Origin of the sequence: Humibacter albus DSM 18994 (genome assembly GCF_000421825.1) — a bacterium.
Classification (GTDB): Bacteria; Actinomycetota; Actinomycetes; order Actinomycetales; family Microbacteriaceae; genus Humibacter; species Humibacter albus.
Window position 1 is genome coordinate 56,636 of the sequence record NZ_ATXT01000020.1, and the last position, 20,645, is coordinate 77,280.

22 protein-coding genes and 1 tRNA gene are annotated in these 20,645 nt (G+C 66.5%); 10 read left to right on the forward strand and 13 right to left on the reverse strand.

The genetic code is table 11. The annotated features are described in order from the left end of the window. Positions 1 to 82: 82 nt before the first annotated feature. The 6 genes from H623_RS0116585 to H623_RS0116610 form a co-directional block, all read right to left on the reverse strand. Positions 83 to 1,132, reverse strand: a complete 1,050-nt coding sequence (locus tag H623_RS0116585; protein WP_022902051.1) for a LacI family DNA-binding transcriptional regulator — start codon at positions 1,130 to 1,132, stop codon at positions 83 to 85. A 92-nt stretch (positions 1,133 to 1,224) separates the two neighbouring features. Continuing rightward, positions 1,225 to 2,391, reverse strand: coding sequence for a Gfo/Idh/MocA family protein (locus tag H623_RS0116590; protein WP_022902052.1), 1,167 nt, complete (start codon positions 2,389 to 2,391; stop codon positions 1,225 to 1,227). 62 nt (positions 2,392 to 2,453) lie between these two features. Next, on the reverse strand, positions 2,454 to 3,467 hold the full coding sequence (locus H623_RS0116595) for a Gfo/Idh/MocA family protein (RefSeq protein WP_026940487.1): 1,014 nt from the start codon (positions 3,465 to 3,467) through the stop codon (positions 2,454 to 2,456). Further along, a complete protein-coding gene (locus tag H623_RS0116600) occupies positions 3,464 to 4,309 on the reverse strand; it encodes a sugar phosphate isomerase/epimerase family protein (protein WP_022902054.1) in 846 nt (281 codons plus the stop codon). The genes H623_RS0116595 and H623_RS0116600 overlap by 4 nt, the downstream gene beginning before the upstream one ends. 195 nt (positions 4,310 to 4,504) lie before the next feature. Beyond that, positions 4,505 to 5,365 carry a sugar phosphate isomerase/epimerase family protein gene (locus tag H623_RS0116605; RefSeq protein ID WP_022902055.1) on the reverse strand — a complete coding sequence of 287 codons (861 nt, stop codon included), beginning with the start codon at positions 5,363 to 5,365 and terminating at the stop codon, positions 4,505 to 4,507. Between the two features lie 108 nt (positions 5,366 to 5,473). Then, positions 5,474 to 5,560: transfer RNA gene (locus H623_RS0116610), tRNA-Leu, on the reverse strand. 429 nt (positions 5,561 to 5,989) lie between these two features. Here H623_RS0116610 and H623_RS0116615 point away from each other — a divergent pair. From H623_RS0116615 to pknB, 7 genes are all read left to right on the forward strand, one after another. Then, on the forward strand, positions 5,990 to 6,733 hold the full coding sequence (locus H623_RS0116615; RefSeq protein WP_022902056.1) for an FHA domain-containing protein: 744 nt from the start codon (positions 5,990 to 5,992) through the stop codon (positions 6,731 to 6,733). Continuing rightward, the gene (locus tag H623_RS0116620) at positions 6,730 to 7,404 is read left to right on the forward strand and encodes an FHA domain-containing protein FhaB/FipA (protein ID WP_022902057.1); all 675 of its coding nucleotides are present in this window, start codon (positions 6,730 to 6,732) and stop codon (positions 7,402 to 7,404) included. The genes H623_RS0116615 and H623_RS0116620 overlap by 4 nt, the downstream gene beginning before the upstream one ends. A gap of 4 nt (positions 7,405 to 7,408) precedes the next feature. Further along, on the forward strand, positions 7,409 to 8,653 hold the full coding sequence (locus H623_RS0116625; protein WP_022902058.1) for a PP2C family protein-serine/threonine phosphatase: 1,245 nt from the start codon (positions 7,409 to 7,411) through the stop codon (positions 8,651 to 8,653). Beyond that, on the forward strand, positions 8,637 to 10,040 hold the full coding sequence (locus tag H623_RS0116630) for an FtsW/RodA/SpoVE family cell cycle protein (protein ID WP_022902059.1): 1,404 nt from the start codon (positions 8,637 to 8,639) through the stop codon (positions 10,038 to 10,040). Before H623_RS0116625 ends, H623_RS0116630 begins: the two co-directional genes overlap by 17 nt. Further along, complete coding sequence (locus H623_RS0116635; RefSeq protein WP_022902060.1) at positions 10,037 to 11,488, forward strand: peptidoglycan D,D-transpeptidase FtsI family protein; 1,452 nt, start codon at positions 10,037 to 10,039, stop codon at positions 11,486 to 11,488. The genes H623_RS0116630 and H623_RS0116635 overlap by 4 nt, the downstream gene beginning before the upstream one ends. Then, on the forward strand, positions 11,485 to 13,212 hold the full coding sequence (locus H623_RS20650) for a serine/threonine-protein kinase (protein WP_022902061.1): 1,728 nt from the start codon (positions 11,485 to 11,487) through the stop codon (positions 13,210 to 13,212). Before H623_RS0116635 ends, H623_RS20650 begins: the two co-directional genes overlap by 4 nt. Positions 13,213 to 13,278: 66 nt before the next feature. Beyond that, positions 13,279 to 15,000, forward strand: a complete 1,722-nt coding sequence (gene pknB, locus H623_RS0116645) for a Stk1 family PASTA domain-containing Ser/Thr kinase (protein WP_022902062.1) — start codon at positions 13,279 to 13,281, stop codon at positions 14,998 to 15,000. Positions 15,001 to 15,167: 167 nt separating this feature from the next. On the opposite strand, the gene H623_RS0116650 is transcribed toward pknB, so the two are convergent. Genes H623_RS0116650 through H623_RS0116660 form a run of 3 tightly spaced genes read right to left on the reverse strand, consistent with a single transcriptional unit; the run spans position 15,168 to position 16,854 of the window. Then, on the reverse strand, positions 15,168 to 15,806 hold the full coding sequence (locus tag H623_RS0116650; RefSeq protein ID WP_022902063.1) for an anthranilate synthase component II: 639 nt from the start codon (positions 15,804 to 15,806) through the stop codon (positions 15,168 to 15,170). Beyond that, positions 15,803 to 15,964: a hypothetical protein gene (locus H623_RS22000; protein WP_022902064.1), complete on the reverse strand. Its 162-nt coding sequence runs from the start codon at positions 15,962 to 15,964 to the stop codon at positions 15,803 to 15,805. The genes H623_RS0116650 and H623_RS22000 overlap by 4 nt, the downstream gene beginning before the upstream one ends. Beyond that, entirely contained in the window at positions 15,964 to 16,854 is an 891-nt protein-coding gene (locus tag H623_RS0116660; RefSeq protein ID WP_022902065.1) for a class E sortase, read from the reverse strand. The genes H623_RS22000 and H623_RS0116660 overlap by 1 nt, the downstream gene beginning before the upstream one ends. Before the next feature lie 107 nt (positions 16,855 to 16,961). Here H623_RS0116660 and H623_RS0116665 point away from each other — a divergent pair, with 107 nt between their 5' ends. After that, on the forward strand, positions 16,962 to 17,210 hold the full coding sequence (locus tag H623_RS0116665) for a cell division protein CrgA (protein WP_022902066.1): 249 nt from the start codon (positions 16,962 to 16,964) through the stop codon (positions 17,208 to 17,210). A gap of 146 nt (positions 17,211 to 17,356) precedes the next feature. Here the strand turns inward: H623_RS0116665 and H623_RS0116670 are convergent, their stop codons facing one another. Together H623_RS0116670 and H623_RS0116675 are read right to left on the reverse strand one after the other, a co-directional pair. Continuing rightward, positions 17,357 to 18,250, reverse strand: a complete 894-nt coding sequence (locus H623_RS0116670) for a rhomboid family intramembrane serine protease (protein WP_022902067.1) — start codon at positions 18,248 to 18,250, stop codon at positions 17,357 to 17,359. Positions 18,251 to 18,277: 27 nt separating this feature from the next. Next, positions 18,278 to 18,817, reverse strand: a complete 540-nt coding sequence (locus H623_RS0116675; RefSeq protein ID WP_022902068.1) for a peptidylprolyl isomerase — start codon at positions 18,815 to 18,817, stop codon at positions 18,278 to 18,280. 98 nt (positions 18,818 to 18,915) lie between these two features. Here H623_RS0116675 and H623_RS0116680 point away from each other — a divergent pair, with 98 nt between their 5' ends. Further along, positions 18,916 to 19,431, forward strand: coding sequence for a hypothetical protein (locus H623_RS0116680; RefSeq protein WP_022902069.1), 516 nt, complete (start codon positions 18,916 to 18,918; stop codon positions 19,429 to 19,431). A 14-nt stretch (positions 19,432 to 19,445) separates the two neighbouring features. On the opposite strand, the gene H623_RS0116685 is transcribed toward H623_RS0116680, so the two are convergent. Together H623_RS0116685 and H623_RS0116690 are read right to left on the reverse strand one after the other, a co-directional pair. After that, on the reverse strand, positions 19,446 to 19,865 hold the full coding sequence (locus H623_RS0116685) for an NUDIX hydrolase (RefSeq protein ID WP_022902070.1): 420 nt from the start codon (positions 19,863 to 19,865) through the stop codon (positions 19,446 to 19,448). Positions 19,866 to 19,959: 94 nt separating this feature from the next. Continuing rightward, positions 19,960 to 20,259: an antibiotic biosynthesis monooxygenase family protein gene (locus tag H623_RS0116690; RefSeq protein WP_022902071.1), complete on the reverse strand. Its 300-nt coding sequence runs from the start codon at positions 20,257 to 20,259 to the stop codon at positions 19,960 to 19,962. Between the two features lie 98 nt (positions 20,260 to 20,357). Between H623_RS0116690 and H623_RS0116695 the strand changes: the two genes are divergently transcribed. Continuing rightward, positions 20,358 to 20,582 (forward strand): hypothetical protein, encoded by a 225-nt coding sequence (locus H623_RS0116695; protein WP_022902072.1) that lies wholly within the window; start codon positions 20,358 to 20,360, stop codon positions 20,580 to 20,582. The last annotated feature ends 63 nt before the right edge of the window (positions 20,583 to 20,645 follow it).

Genomic DNA, 20,645 nt, shown 5'->3' on the forward strand with positions numbered 1-20,645 from the left:
TCCTTCGTCTTCGGCATGGTATTCCATTTGACAACCGGTTGCCATTCGCGTGGACCGATGCGCCACTTACGTCCGGCGGCCTCTACTTGCCCGTCGGCCCCGTCGAGTCCCGCACCACGAGAGTGGTCGACAGGGTTGCGCCGCCCTCGCCTGCCGTCCCCTCTCGCGCTTCCACCCGGTCAAGCACGCGCTGCACGGCGAACTCGCCCACGAGGTCCAGCGGCGAGCGCACAGTGGTCAGGGCGGGAGAGGTGAAGTCCGAGCCGAAGATGTCGTCGAACCCCACGACGCTCAACGAGCGGGGCACATCGACCTTCTGCTCCCGCGCTGCGCGCAGCACGCCGATCGCCATCAGGTCGTTGTAGGCCAGCACGGCAGTGACTCCGGATGTCGCCACTCGCGCGAACACCTCGCGCCCGCCTTCGATCGTCGGCGAGCTCGGGCCGATCTCCACGATCGTCATACCTCGCGCTGCAGCACGCTCGATGAGCAGCTGCCATCTCGCGCGGCTCATCCATGATTGCGACGGACCGGAGAGATAGGCGAGGGCAGTGTGCCCCAGCTCCGCGAGATGGTCGAGCGCCTCGTCGATGCCGGTCGCGAGGTCGGGGACGATGTCGTCGACACCGCTCACCGCACGGTTGATCACGACCACCGGCTTCGTCTCAGCCAGCGCGCGGATCTGATCGTCGCCCAGGCGCGTCGCCCCGAGCACGATGCCGTCGACAGACGGTGCCACCCGCTCGGTCGCCGCGGCCTCGCGCTCTCCCGACTCCTGCGACTCGGCGACCAGGAGTGTGTAGCCCGCGTTCGCCGCAGCGCGTTCCGCGCCGCGCACCACATCGAAGAAGACCGGGTTCGTGATGTCCGCCAGAATCAGCCCGAGCGTGTGCGTGCGTCCGGTGGGCAACGCGCGCGCCATCGGGTTCGCGCGATAGCCCAGCTGCTTGGCGGCATCCTGAATGCGCTTCTCCGTCTTCGCGTTGAGCCGGCCGGGCTTGCTCAGCGCACGGGAGACCGTCGACGGGTTCACGCCCGCAACCTGGGCGATGTCGTAGATCGTGGGCGCCGGACGAGCTCCGTGCGGCCTCGCGGTCGCCGCGCCCGGCACCGCGTCACCGGTCTCGCTCAAGGCTCTCTCCACTCCGCGCGCAGCGCACTGTGCCCGTCACCGGGTGCGAGTTGGAACGCCCCGCTCTCGAGTTGCAATCCGCTCACCCCACACTACGAGCGTTCGGCGAACGCGCCCTCGGCGCGAATCCGTTCGTTCAGGAGTGCCAGGTACTCGTCCTCATCGAAGTCGAGGCCGACCTCACGTCCCGTCCAGCTCGAGAGGTGAATGGCGTTCGCCAGCCGCACCCCGTTGATGCCGTCGGCCCCCGGGGCGATCAGCGGTGTTCCGTCGAGGATGTTCGCCGCGAAGTTCTGCAGTACGCCCGCGTGCTGCTCCCCCCACACCGACTCGAACTCGATGACCTCCTGCGCGTACATGTCATCCGTGTTGGCCTGGCCCCGGAAAAGCCTCCGCACATCCTCGATGCTCATGCCATCGCTCAGCTCGCGCTCCGGCTTGATCAGCCGAGTCACCGTGGCGGTCTTGCTGTTCTCGACGACGATCTTCCCCCGATCCCCGAGGATCTCGAGCCGATCGGTGCCGACCAGGTCATGCGTCGCCGTGACGAGCACACCCGTCGCACCGCCTCCGTAGTCGACCACGGCGGTCACCTCGTCTTCCACGGCGATGTCGCGGCGGAACCCGTATGCCACCTTCGAGTACACGGACTTCGGCACTCCACAGAGCCACTGCCAGAGATCCAGCTGGTGCGGCGCCTGGTTGACGAGCACACCGCCGCCCTCGCCACCCCAGGTGGCACGCCACTCGCTCTGCTCGTAGTAGCCCTGCGGGCGCCACCAGGTGGTGATGATCCAGTTCGATCGCCGGATCGCGCCGATCTCGCCGGCGTCCAGAATCTCCTTCAGCCGCCGGTACAACGGATTGTTCCGCTGGTTGAACATGATCGCGAACGTCAGCTCCGGTTTGGCCGCCGCGAACGAGAGGAGCTCCTTGACCTGCTTCGTGTAGACGCCGGCCGGCTTCTCTACGAGGGCGTGGATGCCCCGGCTCAGCGCCGCGATGCCCATCTCGGGATGCAGGTAGTGCGGCACCGTGGTGACCACGGCATCCACGTCTCCGCCCTCGAGCAGCGCGACGTAATCCTCGTAGACCGGCGCGTCGGGGTACAACTCCGCGGCCTTCCGCCGAGCAGCGGGGTCGACGTCGGCGATCGCCGCGACCACCATGTTCGGGACCATGCCGTCCGCGATCATCTTCGCGTACGTCGAGCCCTGAGTGCCCAGGCCGATGATGCCGAGTCTCACCTTGTCTGCCATGTCGTTCGCTTCCGTCCTTCTCCGCATCGGCTGCGTGCGTTCGTCTCCAGGTGGTGCGAAAGTCACGCCACGACGTGACGCCCCGGATACGCCTGGTCGTACACGCTCTGGATGATCTCGAGCGTCTTGCGCGCCTCTCGTGGCGAGATCCAGAACGGCTCGGGCCGCGACAGCGACTCGTAGAAGTCGTGGATGAGCCGGGCGTGCGACGCGCCCCAGTAGGCGCGCTCGCCCGTGGCAGTCACCGTTTCCGTCACGGTCTCGACGGTGCCGTCGGCGAAGGTCGCCACCAGGTCTCCGCGCAGGCTCAGCGTGCCGCGCTCGGCCGCGATCTCGATCGTCACCGGGTCGTTGACCGCGTTGCTCAGCGTCGCGAAGAACGTGCTTCTCGCGCCGCCGGCGTGCTCGAGCACCAGGTCGGCCGTGTCCTCCACCTCGATCACGCCGGCGAGCGTGCGCGTCGCCGCGCCGCCCGTCACCTTCTGCACGTCGCCGAGGAGCCACTGCAGCAGGTCGAGCGTGTGGATCGCCTGGTTCATCAGCAGCCCACCGCCGCCATTCGCCCACGTTCCGCGCCACGGCCGATCCTCGTAGTACTCGCGGGTTCGATGCCAGATCACGGTGCCGGATGCCCCGACCACCTTCCCGAGTCGGCCCGACTCCAGCAGTTCCTTCGCCGCCCGCACCGGTGTGTTGTAACGGTTCTGGAAGCAGATGCCGATCTTCGCCCCGGATCCCTCCGCCGCGGCCACGAGAGCATCCCCCGCTTCCCGGGTGTGCGCGAGCGGCTTCTCGAGAATGACGTTCACGCCCGCTTCGAGCGCCGCGATGGCCAGCACCGCGTGCTGGTCGTGGGAAGTCGAGATGTGCACGACGTCGGGGTGCACGGCGTCGATCAGCTCGCTGATCGATGCGAAGCCGGGAACGGAGTATCGCGCCGATGCGGCTTCGCGACGACCGGCATCCGTGTCGCACACCGCGACGAGCTCGGCGAGAGGATCGTGCGCGATCGCGTCGAAGTGCACGCTGGACACGTCGCCGCAGCCCACGACGGCGACGCGCAATGGGGCGCTCATTTGGTGGTCACCCCGATCTGCCGCAGCAGGTCGGCGAACGCACGGGCCGCCACGCCGAAGGACTCGTGGCCCGAGAATCCGCCCAGCTCGAAGCCCTCCGCCAGGTGCGGCTCGAGCGACGCGAAGCCCTCGTAGCCGTCGTCACGCAGCGCCGTCACGGTCTCCAGGAGCTCGCCGTCTCCCTCGCCGACCGGGACGACCGTGCCGGTCGCGGCGACCGCATCCTTCACCTGCAGATAGTCGAGGTACGGGCGCAGCATCGCGTAGCCGTCGGTGAACGGCTTGACGCCCACCTGCACGAAGTTCGCGTTGTCCCACGCCAGTCGCAGGGCGCTCGAGCCGACCGACTCGACGACGTCGAGCACGCGCGAGGGCACGTCGCCGTAGATGGCCTTCTCGTTCTCGTGCAGCAGCGTCACACCGGCCTTCTCCGCCTCCGTGGCCAGCGCACGCATGCGCACGAGCACGTCGTCGCGGATGCTCTCGACCGGAACACCTTCGCCCCGGAAGAACGAGAAGATGCGGATGTTCGTGGTCTCCAGGGCCTGTGCCACCCGGATGATCCTGCGCAGGCGGCTCACCTCATGCTCGGGCTCAAGCGCGACGTCGACTTTGCCGATCGGGGATGCCACGGCCGAGACGCCCATGCCGCTCCCCTTGAGGAGACGGGCCAGCTCCGCCAGTTGGTCGTCGTTCAGGTCGACGACGTTCACGCCCCAGGCGCTGCGCACCTCGATATGGCGAGCGCCGAGCGCCTGCAGCACGGCGATCTGGATGCGCGGGTCGGGGTCGATCTCGTCACCGAACCCCGAGAGTGTCCAGCTGGTGTTCTGCGTTGCCACGCGGTCTCCTTCGTCACGTCTCGAGCGTTGCCACGGTTCTCGGCCGACATCGGGCGGCCTCGAGACGCCAGGGCAACGGCTCAACGGTATGCGCTTTCCGCCGGCGTGGCAATCGGTTGCAGCTGCCGCGGATCGCCCCGGAAAGACTCGCCAAGCCCTGCGTCGCGAAGATCACCTCGCCGAGTCCGAGGCCTCCTAGAACAGCTCCCCGAATCCCAGTGCCACGAGGTTGTCGTGCGAGGTGCGCAGGCACTCCAGCGGGGTGCGACCGTATTGGTCATCCTGCTCGACGAGCAGGTACTCAGCGCCGATCTCCTGGCTGACGGGCACGATCTCGGCGAAGTCGAGGTTCCCCTCACCCACCTCGGCGAACTGCACGACGCCGGTGAACGCGGCCATGAAGCCGGCGAAGTCTCCTGCGTCGAGCTTGTCGAAGGCATCCTGCGACAGCTTTCCGATGCGGTAGTCCTTCAGGTGCACCATCGCCACCCGGTCTGCGTACTTGCGCAGTGTCTTCACGGGGTCGAGGCCGCCGCGGTGCACCCAGTGCACGTCGATCTCGAAGCCCATGTGCGGGGCGTGCTCCGCAATGATGTCGAGCAGGAACTTCCCCTCGTACTTCGTGAACTCGATGTGATGGTTGTGGTAGTAGAGCCGGATGCCCCGCTCGGCGAGCCGTAGCGCCATCTCGTCGCTGCGATCGCAGAACTCGAGCACGGCGTCGAGCGAGCGCATGGCATCCATCGGGAGCATCCCGATACGGAGCATCGAGCAGTCGAGCGCACGGGCATCCGCCACGATCTTGTCGAAGTCGTCGCTCAGCGATTCGTTCGGCGAACCCGGAGCCGAGGTGAGGGATGCCGACAGAGCGCCGATCTTCATCCCCAGTTCGTCGCGTGCTCGCCCGAGCTCTGCGACGTTCTCCGCCGTCATGGGCACCTGCGAGATCTCGACCGCGCGATAACCGATTTCGCGCACCGCCTGCAGCGTCGCGAACACCCCGTTGTTCGCGAAGTCGTTCTTCAGCATCATCGCCTGTACGCCGATCTGCGTCATTCGTCTCCTCCTCTGGATACGGCCCGTGGATACGCGACGCCGGTGCGGTGACACCACCCCGTACCAATGAAGAGAGGACCGGCCCTTTCGGACCGGTCCTCTCTTCATTGGTGCGCGAGGGGGGAGTTGAACCCCCACGCCCTCTCGGGCACACGGACCTGAACCGTGCGCGTCTGCCTATTCCGCCACTCGCGCTCACCGCCGGCACGTCACCGTGCCAACCCAGCGAGATTAGCATGCGCACAGTCGCGATGCCATTTGGGCCGCTCAGCGCTCGGGGCGCACTCCACGGCCGTTCTCCGGCGTCGGCCCGAGCGCTCCTTCTTTCTTCCGCCGCTCTGCCGGAAGGTCGTCCACGCGTTCATAACTCAGGCCGCAAGAATGCCGGCGCACCCTACGGCCGCAGTAGGTCGCGGGGCTCGCCGCCCCCAGCCGGTGACCTTCCGGCCCGGTCCTGAATTATGCGCGGGGCGCCGTCCGTCGCACATGGAATCGCGCGCATCCGCGACGCCGCGCCCGCGCCGCGCCCCGGTGCCTTCACATCGTCTCCGGCTAACATGCACATAGTCGTAAGAGGTTCCGCCGATGGGTGGGTCGCAGCGAGGGTGGCAGATCGGGAGACCTGTGGGCATTCTGGACAACTTCGAGAAGGGCCTCGAACGTGCCGTCAACGGCGCCTTCGCGAAGACCTTCAGATCCGGCCTCCAGCCGGTCGAATTGACCAGTGCCCTGCGCCGCGAGATCGACACGAAGGCCGCCGTCGTCACACGCGACCGCATCCTCGCACCGAACGACTTCACGCTGCACCTCGCACCCGGCGACTACAAGCGTATGAAGGCGATGGGGCCGGCGCTCACCGACGAGCTCACCGACTTCGTGCAGCAGCACGCGCGCAAGCAGCACTTCCAGTTCGCGGGCGGTGTCTCGATCACGATGCAGCCCGACGACTCGCTGAGCACGGGCATCCTGAACGTCGAGTCGCAGAATGTGAAGGGCGACGTCTCGTGGGTCCCGGTGCTCGACATCGGCGGCAAGCGATACCCGCTCACCCACTCCCGCACGGTCATCGGCCGCGGCCACGAGGCCGACATCACCGTCGACGACAGCGGTACCTCGCGCAAGCACATCGAGGTCGTCTGGGACGGCTCGCACGCCCAGGTGCGCGACCTCGGCTCCACCAACGGCTCCCAGCTCAACGGACAGCCCGTGAAGAAGGCCGTGCTCGAGCCCGACTCGGTGATCACGATCGGCCGCACGCGCATCGTCTTCCGGGTGCTCCCCCAGACCTCTGTGCGCTCGAGCCGTTCACCGCGTCGTGAGCCCGACGCGACCCGCGCGAACAACGTGGACGGATTCTGGGCCCGATGACCGTCAGCACGCTCACCCTGCTGGTACTGCGCATCGGTTTCCTCCTGGTGCTGTGGCTGTTCGTGTTCGCCATCGTGTACGCGCTGCGCAGCGATCTGTTCGGGCAGCGGGCGCGCAAGCAACAGCATCCGGATGCCGCAGACACGCCGTTCCCGCGCGCCGGCTCGGCGAGTCCCGCCTCCGCCGCCCCTGCCGTCACGACCGGCATGGGCGTGGTCACCACCGGCGCCATCGCGACCCCGGACCATCCGCTCGCCGGACTCGCCCGGCCCATCACGGGACCGGTCAGCACACAGATCGATCTCCCCAAGACCGGGCGAGGCACGGCGGCGACGAGTCCCACCGGCAGCTTCCCGAACCGGCCGATGGCCACCCTTCTCACTGCGCACAAGCTGGTCATCACCTCGGGTCCCCGCCGCGGCGCCGAGGTCGAGCTCGGCAACGAGCCCGTCACCATCGGGCGTTCCGGCGACTCCGCTCTCGTCATCCGCGATGACTACACCTCGACCCACCACGCGCGCCTCATGCTCTGGAACAACGAGTGGATGATCCAGGACCTCGACTCCACCAACGGCACCTTCCTCGACGGCAAGCGCGTGACCGTTCCGACCCAGGTTCCGCTCGAAGCCCCGATCAAGATCGGCACGACGACATTCGAGCTTCGGCGGTAGTCGCGTGGTGACGTCGACCAGGGCCATAGCCCTCTCCCATGTGGGAAAGGTGCGCTCGAACAACCAGGACTCGGGATACGCAGGCGAGACGCTATTCGTGGTTGCCGACGGCATGGGCGGGCACGCGGGGGGCGATGTCGCTTCGGCGATCGCGACGAACCGGGTCAAGGAGATCGACCACGCCTATCCGACCGCCGAAGATGCGCAGATGGCACTGCAGTCCGCCCTGCTCGCGGCGAACGGACTGCTCGCCGAGACGGTGTTCGAGCATCCGGAGCTCACCGGCATGGGCACCACGGTCAGCGCGCTCATCCGCGTCGACGGCAAGGTCGCGCTGGCGCACATCGGTGACTCGCGCATCTACCTGCTGCGCGGAGGCGAGCTGAAGCAGGTCACGACCGACCACACCTTCGTGCAGCGCCTGGTCGATACCGGCCGCATCACCGAAGAGGAGGCGCTGACGCATCCGCGCCGCTCCGTTCTGATGCGCGTGCTCGGCGATGTCGACTCGTCACCCGAGATCGACACGTGGACGACCGACACGCTCCCGGGCGACCGCTGGCTCATCTGCTCCGACGGTCTGAGCGGTGTCGTCAAGCAGGATGTCATCGCGAACGTGCTCGAGACCACCGCCTCTCCGCAGGTGGCCGCCGAGAAGCTCGTTCGCGCCAGCCTCGACGCCGGCGCTCCCGACAACGTGACGGTCGTCATCCTCGACATCGATCGCGACGCGGAGGGCACGCGCGAGCCGGTGACCGTCGGTTCCGCATCCATGCCCGTGCAGTTCGAACGGGAGCCGTCAAGCACGACGCGGGCACTGCGGCTCCCCGCGCTCCGCCTTCACCCGGCGCGTCCGGCCACCGGCCCGACCCACTTCGAGCCGCAGACCGACGACTACCTCGACGAGCTGATCGAAGAAGACCAGCGACGCGCACGGCGACGCAAGCTCACCTGGCTGCTCAGCGGCATCCTGCTGCTCATCGCCATCGTGCTCGCCGCCGTTCTCGGTTACGAGTGGACGCAGTCCCGTTACTTCGTGGGTGAGTCGCAGGGCAACGTCGCCATCTTCCAGGGCGTGCAGCAGAACCTGGGACCGATCACGCTCTCCCACGTCTACAAACAGACCGACGTCTCCGTGCACGGACTGAGCGCCTACGAGCGCCAGCAGGTCGAGGACACCATCAACGCGTCGTCGCTCGACGACGCCAAGCGCATCGTGAAGCAGCTGGCCGATGACAGTTCCGGCTAGCGCGACGTCGTCCATCACCGCACCGACAGGACCGAAGACGGCACCGGTGCGGCGCATCCGGCTGCCCAAGAAACTGCGCAACCTCGAACTCGGCCTGCTCGTCTTCGCGTGCGCCATCAACGCCGGCGCGATCATGCTCGTCGAGCTCGGTGCCATCGGCCACCTCGACTTCACGCTGGTCTACCTCGGCCTCGGGCTCTCCGCGCTCGTCGTCGGGATGCACGTAGCGATGCGTTACGTGGCGCAGGATGCCGACCCCTTCATCCTCCCCATCGCCACTGTTCTCAACGGCATCGGCATCGCAGAGATCTACCGCATCGACATCGCGCGCGGCGACTCGGGCTGGGAATCCGCGGCCGTGCGCCAGATCGCATGGACCGCGATCGCGGTCATCTGCGCGATCGCCGTCATCATCATCATTCGCAACCACCGTGTGCTGCAGCGCTACACCTACGTTTTCGGCCTCGGCGCCCTTATCCTGCTGATCCTCCCGATGCTGCCCGTGATCGGGCGCCAAGTGAACGGGGCACGTGTCTGGATCGGCATCGGCCCGTTCAGCTTCCAGCCCGGCGAGATCGCGAAGATCGCCCTCGCCGTGTTCTTCGCCGGCTATCTGGTGCAGGCGCGCGACTCCCTGTCCATGGTGGGAACGAAGGTCCTCGGCGTGCGGTTCCCCCGACTGCGCGACCTCGGCCCCATCCTCGTGCTCTGGTTCATCTCGATGGCCGTGATCGTGTTCCAGCGCGATCTCGGAACGGGCCTGCTCTACTTCGGTCTGTTCCTCGTGATGATCTACGTCGCCACGGCGCGCATCGGGTGGGTCGTGATCGGCCTCGTGCTCTTCATCGGCGGCGCCCTCATCGCCAGTCGCGTGCTGTCGTACGTGCACGGCCGGTTCGAGAACTGGCTCCAGCCGTTCAGCGACCACGTCTACAACGCCAGCGGCGGCAGTTATCAGCTGGTGCAGGGCATCTTCGGGCTCGCGCACGGCGGACTGCTGGGCACGGGTCTCGGTCAGGGTTACCCGACGGTCACACCGCTCGCGGAGAGCGACTACATCATCGCCAGTCTCGGCGAGGAGCTCGGCCTCATCGGCCTCTTCGCCATCCTCTGCCTCTACCTCTTGTTCGTCTCGCGCGGCTTCCGCATCGGCTTCGCCAGCCAGGATGACTTCGGCAAGCTCCTCAGCGTCGGCCTCGCCTTCACGCTGGCCCTGCAGGTCTTCATCGTCATCGGCGGAATCACCCGCGTCATCCCGCTCACCGGCCTCACCACCCCATTCCTCGCCGCCGGCGGTTCCTCCCTGGTGGCGAACTGGATCATCGCGGCGCTGCTCCTGAGGCTGTCCGACACCGTGCGCAACCAGAGGAAGGTGGTCGAGGCGTGAACCGCGAGATCCGTCGCGTCGGCATCGTCGTGCTGTGCATGTTCCTCGCACTGTTCGTCTCGACGTCCATCCTTCAGGTCGGCGCCGCCGACAGCCTGAACGCGGATGCCCGCAATTCGCGAACCCTCTACGACAGTTACCAGGTGCAGCGCGGCTCCATCCTGGTCGGCGGTCAGGCGGTCGCGGAGTCGGTGCCCAGCGACGACACCTACAACTACCAGCGCAAGTATCCGCAGGGCCCGCTGTACTCCACCGTCACCGGCTTCTTCCCGATCAGCGGAGCGCCGACGGGCATCGAGGGCGCCATGAACAGTGAGCTGAGCGGAACGTCGAACGACGATTTCATCGATCAGCTCAAGAACCTCGTCACGGGCAAGCATCCTCAGGGCAACTCGGTGGAGCTCACCATCGACCCGGTCGCGCAGAAGGCGGCATACGAAGCGCTCGGAACCCAGAAGGGCGCCGTCGTTCTCCTGCAGCCGAAGACCGGGCGCATCCTGGCCATGGTGTCCAAGCCCGACTTCGACCCGAACACGCTCGCGGTGCACAACGTCAAGCAAGTGGATGCCACGTACCAGCAGTTGCTGAACGCCGCCGGCAATCCGCTGGTCAACAAATCGATCAACGAGCTGAACCCCCCAGGGTCGACGTTCAAGCCCGTCGTGCTGTCCGCCGCCCTGGAGAGCGGCGACTACACGCTGGACTCGCAGATGCCGAACCCCGCGAGCCTCACGCTGCCGGGAACGAGCACGAAGATCTACAACGATTCGTTCACGAGTTGCGGCACCGGAAACACCGTCTCGCTTCAGACCGCCCTCATTCTCTCCTGCAACATCCCGTACGCGGAGCTGGCGATGAAGCTCGGCTCCTCGACCATCAAGGCCCAGGCCGAGAAGTACGGATTCAACCAGAGCATGACCGTTCCGATGCGCACCTCGGCGAGCGAGTACCCCGGGTACGACGACCTCGCGTCCCTGGCGATGAGCGGTTTCGGGCAGAAGGACGACAAGGCGACGGCGTTGCAGATGGCGATGAACACGGCGGCGATCAGCAACGGAGGTGTCGTGATGAAGCCGAACCTCGTGGAGTCCGTGCTGACCCCCGAGCTCCAGGCGCGGGAGTCGTTCAAGGCGACGCAGTTCGGACGCGCGACCAGCGAGAAGACGGCGGATGACATCGCCGCCACCATGGTCAAGGACGTCTCAGAGGGCGTCGCGAGCAATGCAAGAATAGACGGGGTCAAGGTCGGCGGTAAGACCGGGACCGCGCAGAACGGCAGCGACGACCCTTACACGTTGTGGTTCACAGGATTCGCTCCTGCGAACGATCCTCAGTTCGCTGTGGCGGTCGTGGTCGACGACGGTGGCGGGCTAGGTCAGAGCGGGAACGGAAACTCCGTCGCGGCTCCGATCGCGAAGAAGGTACTAGAGGCGGTGCTTGGCAAATGAGACCCACGGCAGGGCTCACGTTCGGCGGACGATACGAACTCCAGTCGCGGATCGCCATCGGCGGTATGGGCGAGGTGTGGCAGGCCACCGACCGCGTCATCGGCCGCCAGGTCGCCATCAAGATCCTCAAGGACGAGTACCTCGGTGATCCGACTTTCCTCGAGCGCTTCCGCTCCGAGGCCCGGCATGCTGCTCTGGTCAACCATGAAGGCATCGCGAACGTCTTCGACTACGGCGAAGAAGACGGCAGCGCATTCCTCGTGATGGAACTCGTCCCCGGTGAGGCGCTGTCGAGCATCCTCGAGCGCGAGCACACCCTGTCGACCGACAAGGTGCTCGACATCGTCGCTCAGACCGCGGCCGCGCTGCACGCCGCGCATGCGGCCGGCCTCGTGCACCGCGACATCAAGCCGGGCAACCTGCTCATCACGCCCGACGGTCGCGTGAAGATCACCGACTTCGGCATCGCACGCATCGCCGACCAGGTCCCGCTCACCGCCACCGGGCAGGTGATGGGCACCGTGCAGTACCTGTCTCCGGAACAAGCGTCGGGGCATCCCGCTTCCCCCACGACCGACATCTACTCGCTCGGCATCGTCGCATACGAGTGCCTGGCTGGGCGTCGCCCGTTCACGGGCGAATCGCAGGTGGCCATCGCCATGGCGCAGATCAACGAGCAGCCGCCGCCGCTTCCGGTGACCGTGAGCGAGCCGGTGCGCAACCTGGTGTACTCGTGCATCGCCAAAAACCCGGCCGAACGACCCGCATCGGCCGCTCAGCTGGCGCGTGCCGCGACCGCCCTGCGGCGCGGCGACATCCAAGCCGCTGCAGCCGCGGTTCCTGCTGTGCTCGGAGAGGGCACCGACACCTCGCGCTTCAACACGGTTCTGCTTCCGGGCGCGGCAGGCGCGGTCGCGGGTGCGACCGAGGCCACGACCGTGCTCTCGGCTTCCGAGACGGAAGAGCCAGAAGAAGAAGCCGAGAAGCAGAAGAAGAAGCGCAGCCCGTGGACGTGGCCGCTCATCGCGCTCATCGCGCTGCTGGCCATCATCCTGATCGCCACGCTCATCGCGCTCCTCACGCAGAACCACAGCAATCCGGCGCCCACGACGCCGACGAACACCATCACGCACACGAAGACCAAGACGCCGAAACCCACACCGACGAAGACCGAGGTCACGTCGGCCACGATCAACGCGAACGACTACATGGGCAAGACCTATGACCAGGCAGTCGCCGCGCTGAACACGCTCGGGTTCACGCACATCACCAAGAACGTCGGCGCTGCCGCGCCGAGCCAAGACAAGGTGAGCACGGTCTACGGCATCAACCCGACCGGCACGGTGGACTTCTCCAGCACGATCACGCTGACGATCTACGACACGGTCACGCCGCCATCCGACCCGACCGACAAGGTGACGCTCGTGGGCGGATCGGCCACCGTCGGGCAGCCAGCCACGTTCAACTTCGGCTCCGCGCAGTGCCCGGCGGGTCAGAGCCTCACCGGACGCCAGCTCTACGTCGACGGCGAGCCCCAGGGGCCCACCACGGGCACGCAGGCCCAGTACACGTTCGGCGACACGAGTGCGCACAGCGTCACCTACACCATCTTCTGCGGGCAGTCGGTCGAGTCCGGTCAGTCTCCGCCGCTGTCGGTGACCGCGAAAGCGGCCAACGGCTCCGGTAGCGGAGGCGGCACCGGGAGCGGAAACGGAAACGATTAGGTCGTCTTCGACCGGCTCCGGCGGGACATACCGAACACTCAACTTCGCCCCAGTACACTGATCGCAGTGTTGCCAGATGTCGAGTACCCCGCCACCGATGAACCCCGCATGCTCGCGGGGCGATATCGTGTGGGCGAACTCATCGGCCGCGGCGGCATGGCCGACGTGCACAAGGGTGTCGACATCCGGCTCGGTCGCACCGTCGCCATCAAACTGCTGAAGCCCTCCCTCGCCACCGACCCGGCGTTCCGCACCCGCTTCCGACAGGAGGCGCAGGCGGCGGCGCGCATGGCGCATCCCACCATCGTGCGCGTCTTCGACGCGGGCGAGGAGACGGTGCGGGATGCCCGGGGCAACGAGGTGCAAGCCCCCTTCATCGTCATGGAGTACGTCGACGGCGTGCTCTTGCGCGACATCCTGCGCAACGGTCCGCTCGATGCGCCTGAGGCCGCCCGCATCGCCTCCGGACTCCTCACCGCGCTGGAGTATTCGCACCGCGCCGGCGTCGTGCACCGCGACATCAAGCCGGGCAACATCATGATCACCCGTGCCGGCCAGGTGAAGGTGATGGACTTCGGCATCGCCCGAGCCATCAGCGACTCGTCGGCGACCGTCGCGCAGACCACGGCCATCCTCGGCACCGCCAGCTACTTCTCGCCGGAGCAGGCGAAGGGCGAGACTGTGGATGCCCGCACCGACCTCTACTCCACCGGCGTCGTGCTCTTCGAGATGCTCACCGGACGCCCGCCGTTCCGTGGCGACACCGCCGTCGCGGTCGCCTATCAGCACGTCAGCGAGCAGCCGGCCAAGCCGTCGAGCGTCAACCCGCAGGTGTCTCCCGCCTTCGACATGGTCGTGCTGCGCGCCCTCGCGAAAGACCGGTACCAGCGCTACCAGACGGCGGCCGAGTTCCGCGACGACCTCGAGCTCGCCGCATCCGGCAAGGTCCCCGTGCAGAAGAAGCGAGACGCGTTCGACGCGGCACTCTTCGGCGACGCGGTGACGAGCCCCACGCCCACCGAGGCGGCGCTGCGTCAGCTCGCCGACGACGACCAGGTCGTGCGCACTCAGAGCCGCCCGCCGGTGCTCTGGATCTGGGCGGGCGTGCTCAGCGTCGCCGTGATCATCGCAGCGCTGCTGCTGTGGACCTTCAACCAGAAGCCCACCGAACAGCTCGCCGACAACGCCGCGAAGGTTCCCCACGTGGCGGGGCTCACCGTGAAGGAGGCCACCAACCAGCTCGACAAGGTCAAGCTGTCCGGCGACTTCACGCAGCAGTCGAGTACCAGCGTGCCCAAGGGCAAGGTCATCGGAACCAACCCGGCGGCCGGTGTCATCGCGAGCAAGGGCGATACCGTCACCGTCTACGTCTCGAGCGGCGCCAAAGCCATCGACGTTCCGGATGTCTCGGGCAAGTCCTACGACGAAGCCAAGAGCGCGCTCACCACGGCGGGATTCGCGCTCGGCAAGATGACACAGGTGGACTCCGCCACCGTCGCCGCGAACGTCGTCATCTCCACCGATCCCAAGGCCGGCACCACGGCGCACGAGGGCGATACGATCAACTTCACCGTTTCCAACGGACAGGTGACCCTGCCCGACCTGACGGGCGAGTCCGTGCAGCAGGCCACCTCGACCCTGCAAGATCCGAAGCTCGGCCTCATCCCCGACCCCGAACCCGATCCCTCATGCGCCACGCAGACCGGCGCACCGGTGAACCACCAGGACCAAGCGCCAGGCCCCGTACCCCAGGGCTCGACGATCAAGTTCACGTACTGTACTGGTTAGTCTTGCTCGCCGATAATCCGGCGAGCCGCGGTTGGCTTCCCGCCGCCTGCGCACGTTCCCGGTGAGACATACGGATTCGGCCGAAACAGCCCTCCACGAGCGATGTGTCGGCCGAATCCGTATGTCTCAGTGTTCACGGATGCGGCAGACGCCGCAGGCGCCGCGCTTCAGCCGGCAGCGAGCAGCGGGTCGAGGGACCGCGCCCGCTCTTGAGCCTCGGGAAGGCCGGCGACGGCGAGCCAGTTGCCGAGCATCCGATAGCCGTCCTGGGTAAGAACCGACTCGGGGTGGAACTGCACACCGTAGATTGGCGCCGTGCGGTGTCGCACGCCCATGATCGCGCCACCGGACGTGCGCGCGGTGACGATGAGGTCATCCGGAAGCGTGCCATCGACGACGGCCAGCGAGTGGTACCTGGTCGCGGTGAAGCCCTGCCGGACTCCGGCGTAGAACGCCGAACCGTCATGCTCGACGATCGACGTCTTGCCGTGCATCAGCTCTTCGGCGTTCGTCACCGTGGCACCGAACGCCTCCGCGATGGCCTGGTGTCCGAGGCACACGCCGAGCAGAGGCATTCCCGACTTCACCACCGTGTTCACGACACCGATCGAGACGCCCGCATCCGCCGGCGTGCCGGGACCGGGCGAAAGCAGAACCGCGTCGTAATCGGAGAGAGCATCGGGGATGTCCTCTCCCGCGATCGCATCGTTGCGCACGACGGTCGTCTGCGCACCGAGTTCCTGCAGATATCCGTTCAGGGTGTAGACGAAGCTGTCGTAATTGTCGACGACGAGCACGTGGGTCATACCGACACGGTTCCTTCCTCGTTGCTCTGCAGCATCCCGTCGATCCAGGGGAAGACCCACGTCACGAGGCAATAGAGCACGACCGCGATGAGCACCAGCAGAATGATGATCTTGAGCCAGATCGGTCCGGGCAGGACCCGCCAGAGCGCGCCGTACATCAGTTGCCTCCCACGGTCGAGGCGATCTCTTTCGGCGGGCCCGCGGAAAGGGGCTGCCACGACTCGAACACACCGAACGCGGCGATGCGCTCCTGAGCGTGATACGGCGGATTGCACGTCGTGAGGGTGATGTAGCGATCGGTCGCCTTGGCGTCCTTCACCTGCGGTACCGAATAGAGGACCTGCACGGCGTTCGGCTGGATGTACTCCATGTTCCGGAAGCGGTACGTGTAGTAGCCGTCCTTCGTCTGGATGTAGATGGCGTCTCCGACGCGCAGCTTCGAGACGTCGATGAACGTGTTCCCATACCCCGTGTCGTGCGCGGCGATAGCGAAGTTGCCCACCTGGCCCGGCATCGCCGTGTCGGAGTAGTGGCCTACGCCGGCGTCGTAGCTGTTCAGAACGCTCTCCACGTCGACGGTCTCACGGATCGTCCGCTTCCAGTCGGCGCCGAACCGCGGCACATAGATCACGGCGAACGCCTGCGCCGCACCGGGCGCGGACATGACGGGGGGCGTGCCGTAGTCCTTCTTCGTCGTGCCGTCCGGCTGTTTCACGGCGGTCGGGGTCGGCGTCGGCTCGTTCTTCGCCTGGTCGAGGAACTTCTGGCTCTGCTCGGCGGCCGCACTGTTCTGCTGAGCGGCGAGCACGCCGGACTGCCACCATGTCTGCCAGCCCAGGAACAGCAGCACGAGAACGCCCGCTGTGACGAGGAGTTCGCCGAACACTCCGACGATCGAGACCCTGCGCTTCGGCTTGCCTCGGCGCCGACCTCCATCCCGCTGGCGGCGGCCGCCGCCACCTGAGCTGCCCGGAAGATCCTCGGCTCCCTCGGACGAGAACAGATCGTCGAGGCCGAGATCGTCGGGCGGATGCTCGTGGTCGGTCACGATTCGGGATTCTAACGGCCGCTGCCCTGTGCGAGCCGACAGCCCGGCGATCGCTAAGGTGCACGACACCCTGTGCACCCCGGTGCTACCGATAGAATGGCCTCACTATGGCTTCCAAGACCCGAACCAAGCGCTCCACTCGACCGGCCGAAGACGTCCGGTCCAGGGGCGACGCCCCCAACCCGGTGTGGTTCCTTCCGGTCATGCTCGGCTTCATGATCGTCGGCCTGCTCTGGATCGTGGTGTTCTACGTCAGTGGCAGCCAGTACCCCATCCCGGGCGTCGGTGCGTGGAACATCCTGATCGGGTTCGCGATCGCCTTCATCGGCTTCCTCATGACGACTCGCTGGCGCTGATCTGCGGTCGCCGCTCTCGCTGACGGTCGAGCCGCGGTCCCGAGCGATGGCATCCCGGCGTAGCAATTACACGGCTGTAATTATCCCCCTGTGAAAAACCCTGTGGATAACTTCTGGGGGCAAAGTTGTGGATAACCACCGTCGTCTCAACCGATGATCGCGTGCCAGTTGCCGACCACCACGAGAACCACCACCAGTGCCGCGATCAGGATGATCTGCAACGGTCGGCGAGACCGCTGCCGCGTCTGCATGTAGATGAGGCCGACGATCGCACCGCCGACGAGGCCACCGACATGCGCCTGCCATGCGATGCCGAAGCCCGGAAGGAAGCTGATCACCAGGTTGATGCCCACGAGCACCAGCAGCTGTCGGATCGGACCGCCGATGTGACGCTGGATGATGAGCAGTGCCGCCATCATCCCGAAGATCGCTCCGGATGCGCCGACGACGCCCTGCGCGGGCGAGTCCAGAAGGTAGACGCCCACGGAGCCGGCGATGGCGCTGATCACGAACAGCAGGGCGTAGCGAACTCTGCCGAGCATGGGTTCCAGCACGATGCCGAAGATCCACAGCGTGTACATGTTCAGCGCGATGTGCAGCAGGTTGGCATGCACGAATGCGGCAGTGATCATGCGCCACGGTTCGAACGACGCCAGAATGGCACCCGACGAAGTCTGAACGACCTCGCCCGAGGGATAGCCGAAGATGCCGGCGTAGAGCAGATTGCTCGTCACCGGACCCGAGCCCAAGCCGGTGATCCACTGCGCGATGAAGACGATGACGCAGACCGCGATGATCACATAGGTGACCACCGGCTTGCCGGGTCCTGTGAACCGCGTGAGGATCGCCGGCTTCGTGCGCGGAGCGTTGGCGCGCTGCTGCCGCATGCACTCCGGGCAGATCACCCCGACCGGCGCTGGCGTCTGGCACTCACCGCAGATGGCACGGCCGCAGCGCTGGCAGCGCACGTAGGTGTAGCGATCCGGATGCCGGTAGCAAGCGAGCGCGGCCGGCGCACCGGGCGTAGACGATGAAGACACTCTGAGCTCTGACGAGACCCGTCGTTGCTATGCCTGGTCGACGGTGATCGACTCGATCACGACGTCGTCGAGCGGCCGGTCACGAGCATCCGTCGGCACACCGGCCAGCTTGTCGACGATACGACGCGAATCGTCGTCCGCGACCTCGCCGAAGATCGTGTGCTTGCCCTGCAGCCATGTCGTGGGGCCGACCGTGATGAAGAACTGCGAGCCGTTGGTGCCGCGCCCGCCCTGGATGCCGGCGTTCGCCATCGCAAGCATGTACGGCTGGGTGAAGTCGAGTTCAGGGTTGATCTCGTCGTCGAAACGGTAGCCGGGACCGCCGGTTCCGAGCCCGAGCGGGTCGCCCCCCTGGATCATGAATCCGGGGATGATGCGATGGAACACGACGCCGTCGTACAGGCTGTCGTTACGCTGGTCGCCGGTCTTCGGGTCGGTCCACTCCTGCTCGCCGGTGGCGAGTCCGATGAAGTTGCGCACCGTCTTGGGTGCGTGGTTGCCGTACAGGTTCACGGCGATATCGCCGTAGTTGGTGTGCAGCGTGGCCACTGCGGTGTGCTTGGACATGGGCTCAATTCTTGCATAGCGGATTTGCGCTACCCCTGGCCGCCCAGGCTTTCGGTGGCAAGATGGAGGGACTGCAAGTACGACCGGGTGGAGGAACCGTGAGTCTGTCACGTAAGCGCCAGAAGGAACTCAACCGGCTTCGCGCTGAAGCCCTGGGAATCTGGGGGGCCCAGCAAGATGTTCTGGGGCGGGCCAACACCGCCGCCCAGGAGGCCGGCCGACAGGCGGCCCAGTACACGAGAGAAGAGGTCGCCCCACGTCTGCGTGAGGGCTACGACCAGTACTTCCGTCCCGTCACCCGTGCTGCCGGTGATGTGATCTCGAACAGCGTCGTTCCCGCCGTAGGCACGGTGCTCGGCACCGCTCTGAGCGTCGCGGATGTCGCAAACGACACGCGCGTGCAGGCGGCCGTGAAGCGCCTCAAGTCAGCGAAGGGTGCAGTCGCGAAGAAGGTTCCCGAGAAGTCCGGGCCGGGCTTCGGAACCTACTTCGCGCTCGCATTGGGGGCCGTCGCCGTCGTCGGTGTGGCGTACGCCGTGTGGCAGACGTTCCGTGCGGATGACGAGCTGTGGGTCGCGGAAGACGACTTCCCCGAGTCGCCGTCGTCTGAGTAGACGAACGCTGTGCGCTATTTCAGGAGACCGGCATAGCGCAGCCCCACGCCGACCAGCGAGACCTTGCGCAGCGAGGGTATTTCACTGAGCGAGAACCACCGCGCTTCGTCAGTCGACCCGTGGAGTTCGTTGCGCAGGTCGCCGCCCGTGATGTGCGCTCGATAGACGATGCGCAGCGCCTGGAGTGCCCCGCGCCCCGAGTCGCGCTGGTCTGCGGGGATGATGTGTGAGTTCACGCCGATCAATTCGTCGAGTTCGGCGTTGAAGCCGGTCTCCTCGAACACCTCTCGCACGGCCGCATCCGCCGGGTCTTCACCGGATTCGAGCCCCCCGCCCGGAAGCGTCCATCCGCTCCGCCCGTGCTCGTTCCAGTGTGCGAGCAGCACGCGCCCCCCGTCGGCGATGACGGCGTACGCGGCGACGCGGATGTCCATGCAGACACCCTATGTCGCCGCACCTGGGGAGCCGGTGCGCGATCCTACCGACTGACGCCGCGTCGGGGGGCGGCGTCAGCCCGCGAGATCGGCGTCAGTCCGCGAGATCGACGACCTCGAATTCGAGCAGTTCCGACTGCGTCGTCAGCGTGGGACTGCCTGCTCCCGCGGGAGCGTGCGGAGTGCGCTTGCCACGCCAGGCCTGGAAGTCTTCTTCCGTCGCCCATGTGGTGATCACGAAGTAGCGCGACTCACCGCCCGTCGGACGCAGCAGCTGGAAGCCCTCGAAACCGGGCTCCGAGTCGACGGAATGCTTGCGCGCAGCGAAACGTGCCTCCAGTTCCGTGCCGGTTCCTTCCGGAACGCGGAGGGCATTGATCTTGACGACGGACACCGACGTCTCCTCTCGGTCGTGACGTATTCACCCTGACACTCGCAGATGAGGGGAATCTGCGACGGATGAACCCCGGCGCGCGCCATAGACTCAGTCGCGTGACCGATGACGCGCGCGAGCTGTTCGACTTCGACACACGAGCCGTGGAAGTCGAGCCGGCCACCACGGCCGCGGGCGGTGCAGCTCTGGGCATCGTCGGCGTGTGTGTTGCATTCGGTTTCTTGGTCGGGGCCTGCGCAGCGATCGCGTTCGTGATCTGGTACCTGCTCTACGGCGTCGCCAGCGTCGGCGTCGTGGGCGCGTGGCTCTTCACGCTCCAGTAGTCGGCGCTGGCCAAAGCCGCACAGTGCTCGTCAGCACGGCGGTCCCCGCCCGGCGTGCGTCGC

Bases quoted from the DNA above. Each gene is read 5' to 3' on its own strand.
- H623_RS0116650 (WP_022902063.1), bottom strand. From the start codon at position 15,806: ATGACCCACGTGCTCGTCGTCGACAATTACGACAGCTTCGTCTACACC.
- H623_RS0116675 (WP_022902068.1), bottom strand. From the start codon at position 18,817: ATGTCCAAGCACACCGCAGTGGCCACGCTGCACACCAACTACGGCGAT.
- H623_RS20650 (WP_022902061.1), top strand. From the start codon at position 11,485: ATGAGACCCACGGCAGGGCTCACGTTCGGCGGACGATACGAACTCCAG.
- H623_RS0116685 (WP_022902070.1), bottom strand. From the start codon at position 19,865: ATGGACATCCGCGTCGCCGCGTACGCCGTCATCGCCGACGGGGGGCGC.
- H623_RS22000 (WP_022902064.1), bottom strand. From the start codon at position 15,964: ATGTACGGCGCGCTCTGGCGGGTCCTGCCCGGACCGATCTGGCTCAAG.
- H623_RS0116595 (WP_026940487.1), bottom strand. From the start codon at position 3,467: ATGAGCGCCCCATTGCGCGTCGCCGTCGTGGGCTGCGGCGACGTGTCC.
- H623_RS0116630 (WP_022902059.1), top strand. From the start codon at position 8,637: ATGACAGTTCCGGCTAGCGCGACGTCGTCCATCACCGCACCGACAGGA.
- H623_RS0116590 (WP_022902052.1), bottom strand. From the start codon at position 2,391: ATGGCAGACAAGGTGAGACTCGGCATCATCGGCCTGGGCACTCAGGGC.
- H623_RS0116665 (WP_022902066.1), top strand. From the start codon at position 16,962: ATGGCTTCCAAGACCCGAACCAAGCGCTCCACTCGACCGGCCGAAGAC.
- H623_RS0116605 (WP_022902055.1), bottom strand. From the start codon at position 5,365: ATGACGCAGATCGGCGTACAGGCGATGATGCTGAAGAACGACTTCGCG.
- H623_RS0116620 (WP_022902057.1), top strand. From the start codon at position 6,730: ATGACCGTCAGCACGCTCACCCTGCTGGTACTGCGCATCGGTTTCCTC.